At 72.4% G+C, this 14,966-nt stretch carries 17 protein-coding genes; 8 read left to right on the top strand and 9 right to left on the bottom strand.

The genetic code is table 11. From position 1 onward, the window contains the following. Positions 1–4: 4 nt before the first annotated feature. Together V8690_RS01445 and V8690_RS01440 are read left to right on the top strand one after the other, a co-directional pair. A complete protein-coding gene (locus tag V8690_RS01445) occupies positions 5–1,222 on the top strand; it encodes a hypothetical protein (RefSeq protein WP_338775477.1) in 1,218 nt (405 codons plus the stop codon). Beyond that, entirely contained in the window at positions 1,219–2,205 is a 987-nt protein-coding gene (locus V8690_RS01440) for a serine/threonine-protein kinase (protein WP_338775476.1), read from the top strand. Before V8690_RS01445 ends, V8690_RS01440 begins: the two co-directional genes overlap by 4 nt. 34 nt (positions 2,206–2,239) lie before the next feature. On the opposite strand, the gene V8690_RS01435 is transcribed toward V8690_RS01440, so the two are convergent. After that, on the bottom strand, positions 2,240–3,538 hold the full coding sequence (locus V8690_RS01435; RefSeq protein WP_338775475.1) for a streptophobe family protein: 1,299 nt from the start codon (positions 3,536–3,538) through the stop codon (positions 2,240–2,242). 179 nt (positions 3,539–3,717) lie between these two features. Between V8690_RS01435 and V8690_RS01430 the strand changes: the two genes are divergently transcribed. Next, positions 3,718–4,857 carry a DUF6777 domain-containing protein gene (locus V8690_RS01430; RefSeq protein WP_338775474.1) on the top strand — a complete coding sequence of 380 codons (1,140 nt, stop codon included), beginning with the start codon at positions 3,718–3,720 and terminating at the stop codon, positions 4,855–4,857. A gap of 11 nt (positions 4,858–4,868) precedes the next feature. On the opposite strand, the gene V8690_RS01425 is transcribed toward V8690_RS01430, so the two are convergent. Both V8690_RS01425 and V8690_RS01420 read right to left on the bottom strand, forming a co-directional pair. Then, positions 4,869–5,285, bottom strand: coding sequence for a PRC-barrel domain-containing protein (locus V8690_RS01425; protein ID WP_338775473.1), 417 nt, complete (start codon positions 5,283–5,285; stop codon positions 4,869–4,871). After that, positions 5,282–5,866: a PRC-barrel domain-containing protein gene (locus V8690_RS01420; RefSeq protein ID WP_338775472.1), complete on the bottom strand. Its 585-nt coding sequence runs from the start codon at positions 5,864–5,866 to the stop codon at positions 5,282–5,284. The genes V8690_RS01425 and V8690_RS01420 overlap by 4 nt, the downstream gene beginning before the upstream one ends. 222 nt (positions 5,867–6,088) lie before the next feature. Here V8690_RS01420 and V8690_RS01415 point away from each other — a divergent pair, with 222 nt between their 5' ends. After that, a complete protein-coding gene (locus tag V8690_RS01415) occupies positions 6,089–6,553 on the top strand; it encodes an ATP-binding protein (protein ID WP_338775471.1) in 465 nt (154 codons plus the stop codon). 118 nt (positions 6,554–6,671) lie between these two features. Here V8690_RS01415 and V8690_RS01410 read toward each other — a convergent pair whose 3' ends face one another. Next, a complete protein-coding gene (locus tag V8690_RS01410; RefSeq protein ID WP_338775470.1) occupies positions 6,672–7,559 on the bottom strand; it encodes an RNA polymerase sigma factor SigF in 888 nt (295 codons plus the stop codon). Positions 7,560–7,842: 283 nt separating this feature from the next. On the opposite strand from V8690_RS01410, the gene V8690_RS01405 reads away from it, so the two are divergent. Then, entirely contained in the window at positions 7,843–8,280 is a 438-nt protein-coding gene (locus tag V8690_RS01405) for a helix-turn-helix transcriptional regulator (protein ID WP_338775469.1), read from the top strand. A gap of 20 nt (positions 8,281–8,300) precedes the next feature. Here the strand turns inward: V8690_RS01405 and V8690_RS01400 are convergent, their stop codons facing one another. Together V8690_RS01400 and V8690_RS01395 are read right to left on the bottom strand one after the other, a co-directional pair. Then, positions 8,301–8,903 (bottom strand): ATP-dependent Clp protease proteolytic subunit, encoded by a 603-nt coding sequence (locus V8690_RS01400; protein WP_338775468.1) that lies wholly within the window; start codon positions 8,901–8,903, stop codon positions 8,301–8,303. Then, complete coding sequence (locus tag V8690_RS01395) at positions 8,903–9,544, bottom strand: ATP-dependent Clp protease proteolytic subunit (RefSeq protein WP_338775467.1); 642 nt, start codon at positions 9,542–9,544, stop codon at positions 8,903–8,905. Before V8690_RS01395 ends, V8690_RS01400 begins: the two co-directional genes overlap by 1 nt. A gap of 287 nt (positions 9,545–9,831) precedes the next feature. Between V8690_RS01395 and V8690_RS01390 the strand changes: the two genes are divergently transcribed. Continuing rightward, positions 9,832–10,314 carry a VOC family protein gene (locus V8690_RS01390; RefSeq protein ID WP_338775466.1) on the top strand — a complete coding sequence of 161 codons (483 nt, stop codon included), beginning with the start codon at positions 9,832–9,834 and terminating at the stop codon, positions 10,312–10,314. 37 nt (positions 10,315–10,351) lie between these two features. Here V8690_RS01390 and V8690_RS01385 read toward each other — a convergent pair whose 3' ends face one another. The 3 genes from V8690_RS01385 to V8690_RS01375 all read right to left on the bottom strand — a co-directional run bounded on the left by V8690_RS01385 (position 10,352) and on the right by V8690_RS01375 (position 13,276). After that, a complete protein-coding gene (locus V8690_RS01385; protein WP_338775465.1) occupies positions 10,352–11,227 on the bottom strand; it encodes an aminoglycoside phosphotransferase family protein in 876 nt (291 codons plus the stop codon). Between the two features lie 32 nt (positions 11,228–11,259). Then, on the bottom strand, positions 11,260–12,162 hold the full coding sequence (locus V8690_RS01380; protein WP_338775464.1) for an SGNH/GDSL hydrolase family protein: 903 nt from the start codon (positions 12,160–12,162) through the stop codon (positions 11,260–11,262). Between the two features lie 106 nt (positions 12,163–12,268). Then, positions 12,269–13,276 (bottom strand): zinc-binding alcohol dehydrogenase family protein, encoded by a 1,008-nt coding sequence (locus V8690_RS01375; RefSeq protein ID WP_338785202.1) that lies wholly within the window; start codon positions 13,274–13,276, stop codon positions 12,269–12,271. A gap of 150 nt (positions 13,277–13,426) precedes the next feature. Between V8690_RS01375 and V8690_RS01370 the strand changes: the two genes are divergently transcribed. Both V8690_RS01370 and V8690_RS01365 read left to right on the top strand, forming a co-directional pair. Further along, the gene (locus V8690_RS01370) at positions 13,427–14,224 is read left to right on the top strand and encodes a VOC family protein (RefSeq protein ID WP_338775463.1); all 798 of its coding nucleotides are present in this window, start codon (positions 13,427–13,429) and stop codon (positions 14,222–14,224) included. 34 nt (positions 14,225–14,258) lie between these two features. Continuing rightward, positions 14,259–14,957: a ribonuclease H gene (locus V8690_RS01365; protein WP_338775462.1), complete on the top strand. Its 699-nt coding sequence runs from the start codon at positions 14,259–14,261 to the stop codon at positions 14,955–14,957. Positions 14,958–14,966 lie beyond the last annotated feature (9 nt).

The following is a 14,966-nucleotide window of genomic DNA, read 5'->3' as shown; positions in this document are numbered from 1 at the left end:
CCCTATGACGACTCCCGGTTTCCGGCCCACCCACGTCGTCCCGCAGCACGGGATGCCCGCCTGGGAGGCCCCCGACCCGGCCCGGCCCACCGTGGACCTGGACCCGCTGCTCCCGGTGCAGCTGCTGGAGCGGCAGGGCGACTGGGGGCATGTGCTGTGCTTCAACGGCTGGTCGGCCTGGGTGGACGGCCGCCGCCTGGTCGCCGTACCGCAGGATCCGCCCGCCGCGGACGGGCCGCTCACCCGCAGCGCCGACCCGCGCCCGCTGCTGGGCCGCGCGCAGGAGGCCCTGGCTCGCTACCGGTCCGCGGTCGAGGACCTCGCCGGCGGTCTGGACCGGGAGTCCTTCCACGCACGCACCCACGGGCTGCGAATCGGCGTCGTCGTCGACGGTGAGTCCGTGTGGCTCTACGACGCCGCCCACGGGCACTGGGTGTACGCCGACGGCACCCGGGTGACCACGTACGCGACGGACGAGACACCCCGGGCCCACCCGGAGCCCCGCCCGTCCGAGCCCCCGGCCCCGGCGCGCACCCCCACCCGGGTCGTCCCCGCGGAGGCAGTCGAGGAGACACCTCGGGCCGAGCAGGCGCCCCGGCCCGAACGGTCGGCCCGTCCGGCCGAGGCACCGCCCACACGGGTCGTACCGCCGGAGCCCTCGGGGGCTGCTTCTCCCGAGCCACCGGAGCCGACGCGGGTGGTGTCGCCTGAAGCGGCGGAGCCGAGGTGGGTGGTGTCGCCGGGGGGTGCCGAGCCGAGGCGGAACGTGTCGTCTGAGGCGCCCGAGCCTTCGCGGACCGTGCCTCCGGAGGTTCCTGCCCCTACGCGGGTGGTGTCGCCAGAGGTTCCCGAGCCGACGCGGTCGGTGCCGTCTGAGGCGCCCGCGCCCTCGCGGACCGTGCCTCCGGAGGGCCCCGCCCCCACGCAAGTGGTGTCGCCAGAGGTTCCCGAGCCGACGCGGTCGGTGCCGTCTGAGGCGCCCGCGCCCTCGCGGACCGTGCCCCCCGAGGCTGCCCAGCCGACGCAGGTCGTGTCGTCTGAGGCGCCCGAGCCGACCCGGGTCGTGCCTCCCGAGGCGCCGCCCGCCCGGGTCGTGTCCCCCGAGGGGGACGGCGAGCCGGCTTCTGACGAGGAGGCGGGCGGGTCGGCCGAGGCGCCGCCCACGCGGGTCGTGGGGTCCGAGCCCACCCGGGTCGTGTCGCCCGAGGGTGACGCCCGGTGAACCGCGAGACGAGTCTGTTCTCGGGGCGGCCCTCCGAGCTGGTCGGGCAGCAGATCGCCGGGTACCGGATAGAGCAGGAGATCGGGCGCGGCGGCATGGCCGTGGTCTACCGGGCCCGGGACCTGCGTCTGGAGCGCGCCGTCGCACTCAAGCTGCTCGCCCCGGAACTCGCCCGCAACGACACCTTCCGGCGCCGCTTCACCCACGAGTCCCGGGCCGCCGCCGCGATCGACCACCCGCACATCGTGCCGGTCTTCGAGGCCGGCGAGACGGACGGCGTGCTGTACATCGCGATGCGGTTCGTCGCCGGCAGCGACCTGCGCCATCTCCTGGACCGGGAGGGCCCGTTGCCGCCCGCCACCGCCGTACGCATCGCCGCCCAGGTCGCCTCCGCGCTCGACGCGGCCCACGACCACGGGCTGGTGCACCGGGACGTCAAGCCCGGCAACATCCTGGTCTCCCGCGGCACTGACAGCGACCACCCCGAGCACGTCTACCTCACCGACTTCGGCCTGACGAAGAAGTCGCTGTCGCTGACCGGCTTCACCACGGTCGGCCAGTTCGTCGGCACGCTCGACTACGTCGCCCCCGAGCAGATCTCGGGCCGCCCGGTCGACGCCCGCTGCGACGTCTACGGCTTCGCCTGCGTCGTCTACGAGACTCTCACCGGCCATCCGCCCTTCCTGCGGGACGACGACATGGCCCTGCTGTGGGCACACCAGTACGACGACCCGCCCCCGCTGACCGAGGCCCGCCCCGACCTCCCCCCACAGGTGGACCCGGTCTTCGCCAAGGCCCTCGCCAAGAGACCCGACGACCGGTACCCGTCCTGCCTCGACTTCGTCGCCGCCCTGCGCGCCGCGACGACCGGAGGCGGGGCCGTCGCGGGGCCCGCTCCCGCCCGGGCGGGCCGGCAGCCGCGGGAGGAGCGGCCGAAGCCGCCCCCGCGCTGGGCCGAACCGGTCTTCAAGGAGCGGACGTAGAGCAGCGGCCGCAGGGCAGTCGGTGTGCCCGGCGTCAGCCCGCCCGCTCGGCGCGCACCTCACCCCGCCGCCGTACGTGCCGCGCCAGCAGCGCCCCGGCGAACCCGGTCACCAGCCCCCACGGGACGGCCAGGCCCACGGCCCCCCACAGCCGGGGTCTGAGGAACAGCTCGCCCGCGAGGCCGCCGCCCAGGTCGCCGATGCCGAGCACGGACAGGCCGTAGTGCGCGGAGATGCGCCCGACCAGGCAGATCATGAACACCGTGAGCACGAGCGCGACCGCCATGTGCACGGCGTGCTGCCAGGCCCGTACCCGGGCCGGCGAGCGGGCCGCCATCACGAACGCGGCGGCGATCAGCAGCACCGCGTCGACGACCAGCAGCCACCACACCCTGCCGTCGTGCTCGGAGAGCGTCCTCAGGTTCAGCTCGGAGATGTCCGGGGTGCGCAGCACCTCGTCGAGCACATGCGGCATGGGCAGCCCGAACGGCCCCTCCACCCGGCCGTTCCAGGTGGCGCCGAGGCCGATCGTCAGCGTCAGCCACACCAGGTTGGGCATGCCGAGCAGGATCACGGCGAACGTCTCCGCAGCGTGCCCCCGTGTCGCCGCCACGACCAGGGCGACGACCACGCCGATGACGACGTAGGCGAGCAGCAGCGCGACCATCGCGTACGCGGCCGGCCGCACCGACGTCTGGAAACGCAGCAGCCCGGCCGGCAGCGGGGCGCCGCGCGACACCAGCAGGGCCAGCACCAGCACACCGGCCAGCCACACCACGCCGACGAACACGGACAGCGGAACGTCGGTGGTGAAGCCGATCTCCGGTGAGACGCCGAACAGGTCACCGAGTTCGCCCAGGGCGTCGTTCCCGAGGGAGATGTCGAACGTGTGGCGGGCGGCGAGGGCCAGGCCGATCAGCGCGAGCAGCCACAGGGCCGCGATCCTTGCGGCCCAGCCGGCAAGCTCCGCGGCACCGGCGACCGCGCGGTGCCGCAGCGGCCGCAGGAAGCCCCAGGCGATCACCAGCGCCCCGGTGAGCGTGACGGACAGCGGGATGACGGTCAGGCCCGCCTGCGTGTCGGCGAGGCCTCCGGCGCTTCCCGAGAGCTTCACCGAGCCCCCGACGGCGGTGACCACGGTCGCCACGACGACCGGTGCGAACGCGCCGTCCGGGAGGTCCGCCGCCCCGGCCGCCCACAGGCCCAGAGCCGACACCACCGCCATGGCGAGCAGTCCGCCGAGCACGGTGACGAGGGCATGCGCCCAGCCGTGGCGGGCGACGGCCCGCTTCCCGGAGGTACGTGCCTGGCCGGAGGAGGTGCGCGAACTCACGCTGCCACGCTAAGCAGCACCCGCGCCGGACGCCCGTCAGGAGGTCCGTCCGCGTCGGCTTGCGAGCCGTACGGAACCGGAGCACACAATGAACTCGTAGTGGAAAAAGCGGCATACATCGGGATCAATCGCCTCGGGTGTGAGAAGGCCGCAGAGAACCCACGCGGGAAGAAGAGCTCGTGAGCGTCGAACCGCCGTCGTCCGGCCGCCCCACAGGACCCCCCTCGGGCCCGCTGTCGGGTCCCTCCCAGCCGCCGTCGGGAGGCGGGCCGCCCTCCGAACCGCCGAGTGGGGGAGGGCAGGCGCCGGAGCCCCGCCGACCGTGGTGGGGGTCGGTACCTCGCGTCGCGCTGATCGCCACGGCCGTCGTGGCCGCCGTGATCCTGGCCGTGGTGTTCACCCGGCCCGACGGCGGCGGCACCGGCGCGTCCGACGGCGGTACCAGCACGTCCGAGGGCGAGGTCTTCCTCCAGCCCGCGGCCGACACCGGCCCGGACCCGTTCACCGAGTCCACGGCGAAGGAGAGCTCGGCCTCACCGGTCTCGCCCTCGCCGACCGAGCTGGCCACGCAGAACGCCGTCCAGGGCGTACGGGGCGGCGCGCCCGGCCTGTACGGCGGCACCCGCAACGCAACCAGCTGTGACGTGGAGAAGCAGATCACCTACTTCAAGGGTGCTCCGGACAAGCAGCGGGCGTTCGCCTCCGTCGCCCGCGTCGACCCGCCCGACGTTCCCGCCTACCTGCGCTCGCTCACTCCCGTGGTGCTGCGCATGGACACCCGCGTCACCAACCACGGTTACCAGGACGGCAGGGCCACCAGCTACCAGGCCGTCCTCCAGGCCGGCACGGCCGTCCTCGTCGACGACCGCGGCGTGCCCCGGGTGCGCTGCGCGTGCGGCAACCCGCTGTCCGCGCCGGTCGCCCAGCAGACCGCGCCCAAGATGACCGGCGACGCGTGGCCGGGTTACAAGCCGTCGAACGTCGTCGCGGTCGCGCCCGCTCCCAAGCCGGTCGACGTCTTCGTCGTGTGCGAGCCCGACGGCGAGTGGTTCGAGCGACACAAGGGCGACACCGGTACGAAGGACCGCAAGACCGAGAAGCCCGACAAGCCCTCCCCGTCGGTGAGCGTCACCACGCCGACGTCACCAGCCGGCCCGACCTCGCCGGAGCCTCCCACGAGCGAACCGCCGACATCGGATCCGGAGACCTCGCCGGAGCCGCCGACGAGCGAGCAGCAGCCGCCGACGTCGGAGCCGCAGCAGCCTCCGCCCGGGAACGACACTGGAAACGGCACGACTGGCCAGCCCCCGGCCTCCTGACCCGGCCCGGCTCACCCGGCACGGACCACCAGGGCGTAGTCGCCGGCGCCGAGCATGTAATCGGCCGGCAGGTCGCCGTGCGCGGTGCGGACCGCCTCGATGCGGCCGGTCTCCGGTTCGAACACGACATCCTGGACCCTGCCGAGCTCGGTGCCCGTCTCAGTGAGAATCCTGAGGCCCGGCAGCTCGCGGTGCGGCGGCACGTCGGACGGGGCGGCGGCCGAGCGGACGAGCACGGCGTCCGGGCCGACGGCGTGCAGGGCGCCCCAGGGGAGGGCGGACTCCCTGCGGGAGTACCTGCCGCGCACCCGGACATGGGTGACCACACCGGACGGGGCGTCGACCGTCAGGGACTTCACGACGCCGATCTCGTCCGCCTCGGCCAGCGTCAGCACCGGCAGCCCCCGCGCCTGGGAGAACAGCATCATGGCGGCGTCCCCTTCCGTCCCTCGCGGAAGGCGCCGACCCGGGCGGCGAAGGCCGGCAGGTCGTCGGCCACGTAGCGGACGGCGTCCGCCGGGATCACCAGCGCCCGGCCGGTGACCACGAGCGTCTCGCCGCGCGGCACGTACACCCGGTGCCGGCGCCGCCCAAAGCCCTGCACCAGCGCTTTGCCCGCGGCGATCCGGAAGCCCACGACCCGGCCGCTGCCGCCGCCCTCGACGACCACGTCGAGCACCGTCCCGACCTCGGCGCCCTCGTCGGTCAGCACCTTCGCGTGCAGTACCCGGCCCTCCTGGACCTGTTGGCGTGCCGCCACGACGGACGTGTCCGCCAGAGCACCGGCGTCGACGATCATGACCGCGTCATGGCCCAGCGAGTGCACGGCCGTCCAGGGCAGGCTCTGCTTCAGCGGGCCCGACAGCAGTCCCCGGCCGCTGAGCGTGAAACCGGTGACACGCCCGGCGGCGGCGTCGAAGAGGGTGTGCTTGACCTGGGCCACGGCGTCGCCGCCCAGGGTGACCACCGGCAGGGTCGTCAGGCTCCGTGCCGCCATCAGCTCGTTCATCGTTCGCCCTTCCCACAGGGCGGGCGCCGTACCGTGATGACCGTCCGGCGATCCGGACAGGCCGCCCTCGGCCGGTCCCGATTCCTACCGGGTGCCCCGCGGACAGGGGACAATGCCCCGGGCACCGGACGGGCCGAAGGCCTGTCAGGACTGCGAAGCCCGGCTCGGGGTACGAGCACTGTGCAGAGTGTCCGGCCAGTCCGGCTTCCCAGAGAGAAACGAATGATCGACCACCTGGACGGGGCAGTGATACCGACTGGTTTCGACGTGCCCGTGGAACCGCTGAGGCGGGCGGCACACTACACCGGCGAGCAGGGCTGCATCGCCGAGGCGCGGTCCTTCGCCGCGCTCTTTCTCGACCAGCTCAGGACCGAGTGGTGCGCGCGCATCGACAACCGGGCCGACGGCGCGGTGCAACTCGTCGTGAGCGAGCTGGTCACCAACGCGGACCGGCACAGCAACGGGCCGTACATCCTGGAGCTCGTCGGCACGGACACCGCGGTGATGGTGTCGGTCTACGACAGCAGCTGCGCACTGCCCCGCGTCTTCCCCCGCAACCCCGAACGCGTCGGGCGGCACGGCCTGGAGATCGTCCACGCGCTCGCGGAGCAGGTCAGCGTGGAGCTGGTGCCGGTGGGCAAGCGGGTACGCGCCGTGCTGCCGCTCACCGGCGAAGCCGAGGGTTGAGCCGTCCACGGGCTGTCGAGCCGTCCGGAGCCCCGGCTCCCCGGAGCAGCGGCGGATGCCGTTCCCCCTCCCGCATGTCCCGCATGTGGGGACGGCACCCGCTGGTCCGCCGACGGCGTCAGGCGCAGCCCAGCTCGCCCAGCATGCCCTCGCGCAGTCGCGTGATGATCCGCTTGATCAGACGGGAGACGTGCATCTGCGAGCAGCCCAGCCGCTCCCCGATCTCCGCCTGGGTGGCCTCCTCCACGAATCGCATGTGGAGGATCTGCCGGTCGCGCTCACTGAGCTCCGCCATCAGCGGGGCCAGCGACTGGAAGTCCTCGACGAGCCGCAGCCCGTCCTCCTCCACGCCGATGAAGTCGGCCAGGACCGCCTCGCCGCTCTCCGGGCCGTCGCCGGTCAGCGCGGCGTCCAGGGAGGACGAGTTGTACCCGTTGGCGGCGATCTGCCCCTCGACGACCTCCTTCTCGGAGATGTTCATCAGCGTGGCCAGCTCGGTGACCGTGGGTTCGCGGTCCAGCCGGCTGGCGAGTTCCTCGCGGGCCTTGGCCAGCTCCACGCGCAGTTCCTGAAGCCGCCGCGGCACGTGCACCGCCCACGTCGTGTCCCGGAAGAACCGCTTGATCTCACCGACGATGTACGGCAGCGCGAAGGAGGTGAACTCGACCTCGCGCGCCAGCTCGAACCGGTCGATGGCCTTGATCAGGCCGATCATGCCGGTCTGGACGATGTCCTCCATGTCGTCGCCGCGGCCCCGGAACCGGCCGGCCGCGAACCGTACGAGCGACATGTTCATCTCGATCAGCGTGTTGCGCGCGTACTGGTATTCGTGCGTGCCCTCTTCGAGTTCCGTCAGGCGCCGGAAGAACTGGCGGGACAGCTCCCTGGCGTCGCGCGGCGCCACGGACCGCGGGTCCACGACTCCCGGCAGTTCTCCGTCACCCGTGCCGGCCTGCGCGTTCTCTTCGACGACCTGTGCCTGCGACCGGATCACGGCGGTCTCCATTACCTCTCCCATGAACGTCACGACGGGCATCTGCCTGGGTGCTTCCGAGTTGCGGGTACCCGGTTCTGCGCTACACATGCCCGGCGATCGGACGGCGGCGGAGAAGTCGGTGGCGTGCGGCGGCCGGGGCCGTCGGGCCCGAGCGACGAGACGATCACTCCGGGGAGCGCGCGGAGGAGCCGCGGTCGCCCAACGCCGCCTGGCGACCGGTCCGTTCGGTGATTCCACCCAGGGCGGAATGCCGGCCCCTTCCCCTGACGACCACGACTCCTAGGCTGGAGAAGTGAGCAACCACGTGCCGAACGATGCCCGCGTCATTCCCCTGCGTCCGTCCGGCGCGCGCCCCCGGGCCGCCCGCCCGGCCACCGCTCCGCCGCGTCAGGGGCCGTCGGCCCCCGCCGCGAAGGAGCCTCTGTGGCGTGACCTGGTCGGTGACGTCCTGCGGCGCGAACGTCTCGCGCAGGAGCGGACCTTGAAGGACGTCGCCGACGAGGCGCGGATCTCGATGCCGTACCTGTCGGAGGTGGAGCGCGGCCGCAAGGAGGCCTCCTCGGAGGTCCTCGCGGCCGCCGCCCACGCCCTCGGACTGAGCCTCGGTGACCTGCTGTCGAGGGCGCAGGGCGAACTGATCCGCGTCACCTCGCGGTACTCGGCCGGCAGCCGCCGCGGGGCGTCCCCCTCGTCCCCCTCGTCGTCCGAGGGACTGTGCATGGCCGCCTGAACCGGTGGCCGGCCGGCGCCTCAGACCCGCACGGGGCGTCGGCTGAGCACCTCGTCGGCCAGCCCGTAGCCCACCGCCTCCTGCGCGGTGAGCACCTTGTCGCGGTCCATGTCGGCCCGCAGGGTCGCCACGTCGTGGTGGGTGTGCCGGGACAGCACCTCCTCCACCTGGGAGCGGATCCGCACCATCTCCTTGGCCTGGAGCGACAGGTCGGACGCCGTGCCGCGCGCTCCGCCCGAGGCCGGCTGCCCGAGCAGCACCCGCGCGTGCTCCAGCACGAACCGCCGCCCGGCATCCCCGCCGGCCAGCAGCACGGCCGCCGTGGCGGCCGCCTGCCCGACGCAGAACGTCGAGATCGGCGCCTGCACGTACGTCATGGTGTCGTAGATGGCCATGAGCGAAGTGAACGAGCCGCCGGGGGAGTTGAGGTAGATCGAGATCTCGCTCTCCGGGGACGACGACTCCAGATGGAGGAGCTGTGCGATAACGACGTTGGCGACGCCGTCGTCGATCTCGGTGCCGAGGAAGATGATCCGCTCGTTCAGCAACCGGCTGAACACGTCGTAGGAACGTTCGCCCTGGGGGGTGCGCTCGACGACGTTCGGAATCGTGTAGGTACCCATCACTGAAGCCCCATCCTGCGCCGGGTGGCCGCCGGGCGGATGTCCGCGAGGGACTCCAGGACCCGGTCCACCATGCCGTACTCCTTGGCCTCCTCGGCCGTGAACCAGCGGTCCCGGTCGCCGTCCCGGGAGATGGTCTCCGGGGTCTGTCCGGTGTGCTCGGCGGTGATCCGCTCGATGGTCCGCTTGGTGAACTCCAGGTTCTGCGCCTGGATCTCGATGTCGGCGGTGGTGCCGCCGATGCCCCCCGACGGCTGGTGCATCATGACGCGCGCGTTCGGCAGGGAGTAGCGCTTGCCCGGCGTGCCGACGCAGAGCAGGAACTGGCCCATGCTGGCGGCGAAGCCCATGGCCAGGGTGGAGACGTCGTTGGGGATCAGCCGCATCGTGTCGTAGATGGCGAGGCCCGCGTGCACCGAGCCGCCGGGGCTGTTGATGTACAGGCTGATGTCGGTGCGCGGGTCCTCCGCGGACAGGATCAGCAGCTGGGCGCAGACCCGGTTCGCGGAGACCTCGTCGACCTGCGTGCCCAGCAGCACGATGCGCTGCGCGAGCAGCTGGGCGGCCAGATGGTCGTCGAACCGGGTCGGAGGGGTGTCGCCCTCCTCCGACCGCGGGGTGAGTGTCGTGAGTGGAGTCATCGGTTCTCCTCGTCGTGGCGGAAGTTCCGCGGACCTGCCGCGGATGTGCCGTCGACTCCACTCTTGGCCTCGGACGATGCCCGCAGACCGTTTCTCTGCCCTCGGCAGATCCGCTCCCGGCAGAGCGCGTTCGTCCAGCCGGTCTCAGCCCTTCTCGCGCGACTCCCGGAAGAACGCCCGGCGGACGAACCCGCCGTCCCGGTGAATAATCACCCGCCCGGCCGATGAGTTTCCCGGCGTGGACCGGTCGACACAGATGACAGCGATCCACGCTCCAGGAGGTACTCATGGCATCCGACGGCTTCACGACGTGTCTCTGGTTCGACGGCCAGGCGGAGGAGGCTGCCCACTTCTACGTCTCGGTCTTCAAGAACTCCAGCGTCGGAAAGATCGCCCGCTACCCCGCGGGAGCGCCCCAGCCCGCCGGCAGCGTGATGACCGTCGAGTTCACGGCCAACGGACACAAGTTCCTCGGACTCAACGGCGGCCCTCAGTTCAAGTTCACCGAGGCGGTCTCCTTCATGATCTTCTGCGAGGACCAGGAGGAGATCGACTACTACTGGACCAAGCTCACCGAGAACGGTGGCGAGCCCGGCCCCTGCGGCTGGCTCAAGGACCGGTACGGCGTGTCATGGCAGGTCGTACCCGACCGGCTCGACGACATGATCACCGACCCGGACCCGGCGAAGGCGGCCCGGGTGACCGAGGCGTTCATGGCGATGAGCAAGTTCGACATCGCGGCCCTGGAGAAGGCGTACGCGGGCGAATGACGCGCTCTCCGGACAGGGGCAGGAACACCTTCTGCCCCTATCCGGCCTCGGCCAGGATCTCCCTGATCACATGCCGCGAGTTCGCCGCGACCGGCGGGTTCGTCTCCCAGTAGTACGGCAGCGCGATGACCGCGATCGACAGGGCCCAGCCCCGGCCCCGCGCCCACTCGGCCTCGCCGGCGCCCACGGCCTCGCGGAAGACGCCGCGGACCTCGGCGGGCAGCACACACCAGGCGCTGATGAGGTCGACGGCGGGATCGCCCACCCCCACCGTGCCGTAGTCGATCACGGCGGTCAGCCGTCCGCCGCTGACCAGCAGGTTCCCGGCCATCAGATCGCCGTGCGCCCAGACCGGCGGCCCGGCGTACTGCGGGGTGCGCAGTGCCTGCTCCCACAGGTCCGTCACCGCCGCGGTGTCGATCCGCCCCGCCAACTGCGCGAGCGCCTCACGCATGAACCGGTCCCGGGTCGCCAGCGGCACACCCCGGTACCCGATCGGACCCTCCGCCGCGTCGGTCCGGCGCAGGGCGGTGACGTACGCCCCCAGGTCCCCGGCGAGCAGCCGGGGTTCCTCCAGTGTGCCGGGCACCGGGTTGTGACCCTCCAGCCAGCCGTACACCGCCCAGGGCCACGGGAAGTCCTCGCCGGGCTCACCCCGCCCGAGAGGCTCGGGCGCGGCGGCGGGAAGCCCGGGGGCCAGCCGGGGCAGCCAGCGCAGTTCGTGCGTGATGGCGTCGATGGCGCGCGGATGCCGGGGGAGCCGTACGACCTTGTCCGTGCCGAGACGGAACATGGCGTTCTCCGTCCCGGAGGACTCCAGGCGCCGCAGGGGCAGTCCTGCCCACCGTGGGAACCGTCCCGCGATCAGCCGGCCGACGAGCGAGACGTCGATGTCCACTTCGTCCTCATGCATTCGCACCGCGCACATGGCTGCCATTCGAGCGGTCAACTCATCGACTGTCGAATGGTTTTCGTGATCTCGCGGGCGATGCGCAGGATGCCGGGGGAGCGGACCGGGCAGGGCTTCGGCGTGGACGTCGTGGGTGCCAGGCAGAAGTGCAGGTAGTCGTCGTCCCGGTGCAGGGCCGTCCGGTCGCGGGAGGGCTGAGTGCAGTAGTCGGGGTGGGCACGCTCGTAGTCGGTGCACGGGAGGTACTGCGTCCAGGTGTAGCGGTCCGAGCCCGGACTCACCGCTCCACCGGCATCGGCGACGATGCCGCCCGAGGCGGCGGCCAGCCGCTCGTACAGTCCGTTCACCCGGCGCACCCGGTCGGGCGTGATCGGGTCCGGGCCCTGGAGCACCCACACGATCCGCGGCCGGTGGGACCCGCCGGCCGTGGCGATCTGCTCGACGAGCCTGCGCGCGTCGGCCTCGTACCGCCTGAAGTACCGCTCCCGCGCACCGTCGTACGTGATCCCGTCCATGCACCAGGTGAAGTCCCAGGCGTTGCCCCAGAACTGCAACACCACGAAGTCCGGACGCAGCGACCGCACCAGGGCGGCCGCCTTGTCCCGGGCCGGTACGAGGGACCGCTCGGCCGTGCCCTCCAGGTAGTCGCACAGGGTGGTGCCCGAGTAGGGGGCGCTCGTGTACGTCGCGCGCAGGTCCCGGCGCAGCTCCTGGCCGAGGACCTTGTGGTTCTCCATGGCGAGTGAGTCGCCGAGGTACAGCACGGTGGGCGCCTTCACGGGGGTCCGGGCGCTGGGGGAGGCGGGGGCACGCTGGTGCGTGGTCGCGGACACCTCCGGAGCGGACGGCGGGGGAGCCTCGGGCCCGGACGACGGATCGCCGCACGCACCGAGCAGCAGCACCGCCACCAGCACACCCACGATCCACGGTCTGCGCATACGGCAACTCCCGCCCCGGGCCGGTGACACGGCTCCCCAGGCAAGCACAGCCGGACCCCTGAGGGAAGACACGCGTCGGCCACGGAACATGGTCGGGAAAGTGTCCTCACGACAGGTCGTTCACCAGCACCGCCGCCCCGTCGAACCGCCCCGCCTTGAGATCCGCCAGCGCCTCCACGGCCCGCGACAGCGGATACGGATGCGTGGTCGCGCGTACGCCGTACCTCGCCGCGAGGGTCAGGAACTCGCGGCCGTCCTCGCGCGTGTTCGAGGCGACGCTGCGCACCTGCTTCTCGTAGAAGAGCTCGGTCTCGTAGTGCAGGGGAGGCGTGTCGGTGAGATGGATGCCGGCGATGGCCAGGACACCGCCGCGGTCCAGGGCGCGCAGGGCGACCGGAACCAGCTCGCCGGCGGGGGCGAACAGGATCGCGCTGTCCAGCGGCTCCGGCGGCCTCGCGTACGCGTCCTGCGCGGAGGCCGCGCCCAGCTCCAGCGCCAGCCGCCGGGCGGCCGCACCGCGCGTCATGACGTGCACGGTGGCGCCCTCGGCGAGCGCCACCTGCGCGCACAGATGGGCGCTGCCTCCGAAGCCGTACAGCCCGAGCCGTCCCCCGGGCGGCAGCCCGGCCCGCCGCAGCGCCCGGTGGCCGATGACGCCCGCGCACAGGAGAGGAGCCAGGGCCACGTCCGGCACGCCCTCCGGCAGCCGGTAGGCGAACGCCGCCGGCACCGTCGTGTACTCCGCGTAGCCGCCGTCGGCGTACCAGCCCGTGTACTCGGAGCGGGGACACAGGTTCTCCGCGCCGCGCGCGCAGTACGCGCAGCCGCCGTCGGTGCGGCGCAGCCAGGCCACACCGACCCGGTCGCCCACCGCGAAGCCGCGCACCGCCGCGCCCGCCCCGGCCACCGCTCCGACGACCTCGTGACCGGGCGTGACGCCCGCCCGGCGCACGGGCAGGTCGCCCTCGACGACGTGCAGGTCGGTGCGGCACACAGCGCAGGAGCGCACACGCACCAGCAGCTCGTCGTCCGCGGGTACCGGCACCGGTTTCCCGACCAGCCGCAGGGACCCCTCCTCGACCGAGCCCGGCCGTACCACCGTCCACGCACGCATCGACCCGTCCGCCATGCCGCCGCTCCCCGTCCTGCCGAAGCCCCCTCTCGCCCAGTGTGCGACGGAACGGTCCGCTCGGCGCGCGGGTCGGCTCCCCGGTGACTAGCGTGAGGAAACGGACTGTCCACCCATTCGGAGAGGGCCGCAGCCATGGCCGTGCAACCTGAAGGAAGCCCGTGCTGGGCCGACGCGACGTTCAGTGACCTCGAAGGGGCCAAGAGCTTCTACGGAGACGTCCTCGGCTGGACCTTCGCCGAGGCGTCGACGGAGTTCGGCAACTACACCGAGGCCTATGCGAACGGCAAGGCGGTCGCCGCCGTCGTCCCGCCCATGCCCGGCCAGGAGGGCCAGTCGCAGTGGTGCCTGTACTTCGCGGCCCGGGACGCCGCCGCCACCGTGGCCCGGATCCGTGACCACGGCGGCGAGGTGCTGATGGAGCCGATGAAGGTCGGCGACTTCGGCACCATGTGCCTGGCCCGCGACCCGAGCGGTGTCGTCTTCGGCGTGTGGCAGGCGGGCACCCATGAGGGCTTCGACACGATGGCCGAACCCGGTGCCTACACATGGGCGGAGGTCTTCACCCGCGAGCCCGAGAAGTCCGACGCGTTCTTCCCCGCCGTCTTCTCCTACCAGCAGAAGGAGATGGAGCACGAGGAGGCTGACTTCCGGATCTACAACCTCGGTGACCGCAGCGTGCTGGGCCGGATGAAGATGACGGACGACTTCCCGCCCGAGGTGCCGCCGTACATCAACGTCTACTTCGCCGTCGAGGACTGCGACGACGCCGTCGCGAAGGCCACCAAGCTCGGCGGCGTCCTGCGGTTCGGGCCCATGGACACCCCGTTCGGCCGGTTCGCGTCCCTCAGCGACCCGCAGGGCGCCAACTTCTCGGTCATCGACATCACCAGGACCCAGGGCGAGATGCCGAAGATGACCGACGTGAGCTGAGGACCTCCGGCCGGCCGGCCCATGCGGCCATGGCATGATCGGTGCCATGCGTGAACGTGTTGTGGCCGCGTGTGACGGGGCTTCGAAGGGAAATCCCGGGCCCGCGGGCTGGGCCTGGGTCGTCGCCGACGCTTCCGAGAGCCCGGTGCGCTGGGAGGCGGGGCCGCTGGGCAAGGCCACCAACAACGTCGCGGAACTCACCGCGCTGGAGCGCCTGCTGACGGCGACCGACCCGGAGGTGCCGCTCGAGATCCGGATGGACTCGCAGTACGCGATGAAGGCCGTCACCACCTGGCTGCCCGGCTGGAAGCGCAACGGCTGGAAGACGTCCGGCGGAAAGCCGGTCGCCAACCAGGACCTCGTGGTGCGCATCGACGAGCTTCTGGACGGCCGCTCGGTCGAGTTCCGCTACGTTCCCGCCCACCAGGTCGACGGCGACCGGCTCAACGACTTCGCCGACCGCGCGGCCAGCCAGGCCGCCACCGTCCAGGAGCCCGCGGGCAGCGGCCTGGGCTCCCCCGAGCCGCCGCCGGCCCCGGACACCCCGGCCAAGGCCCCGCGCTCCCGGTCGCGCGGCGGGGCCGCCCGCACCGCGAAGGCCTCCTCGCGCACCATCAAGGCCAAGTTCCCCGGCCGCTGCCAGTGCGGCCGCTCCTACGCGGCCGGTGAGTCCATCGCCAAGAACGACCGTGGCTGGGGCCACCCGGAGTGCCGCACGGCCGAGACCGTCTGAGCAGGGGTG

Origin of the sequence: Streptomyces sp. DG1A-41 (assembly GCF_037055355.1) — a bacterium.
GTDB lineage: Bacteria > Actinomycetota > Actinomycetes > Streptomycetales > Streptomycetaceae > Streptomyces.
This window is presented reverse-complemented; position numbering and strand designations above follow the sequence as displayed.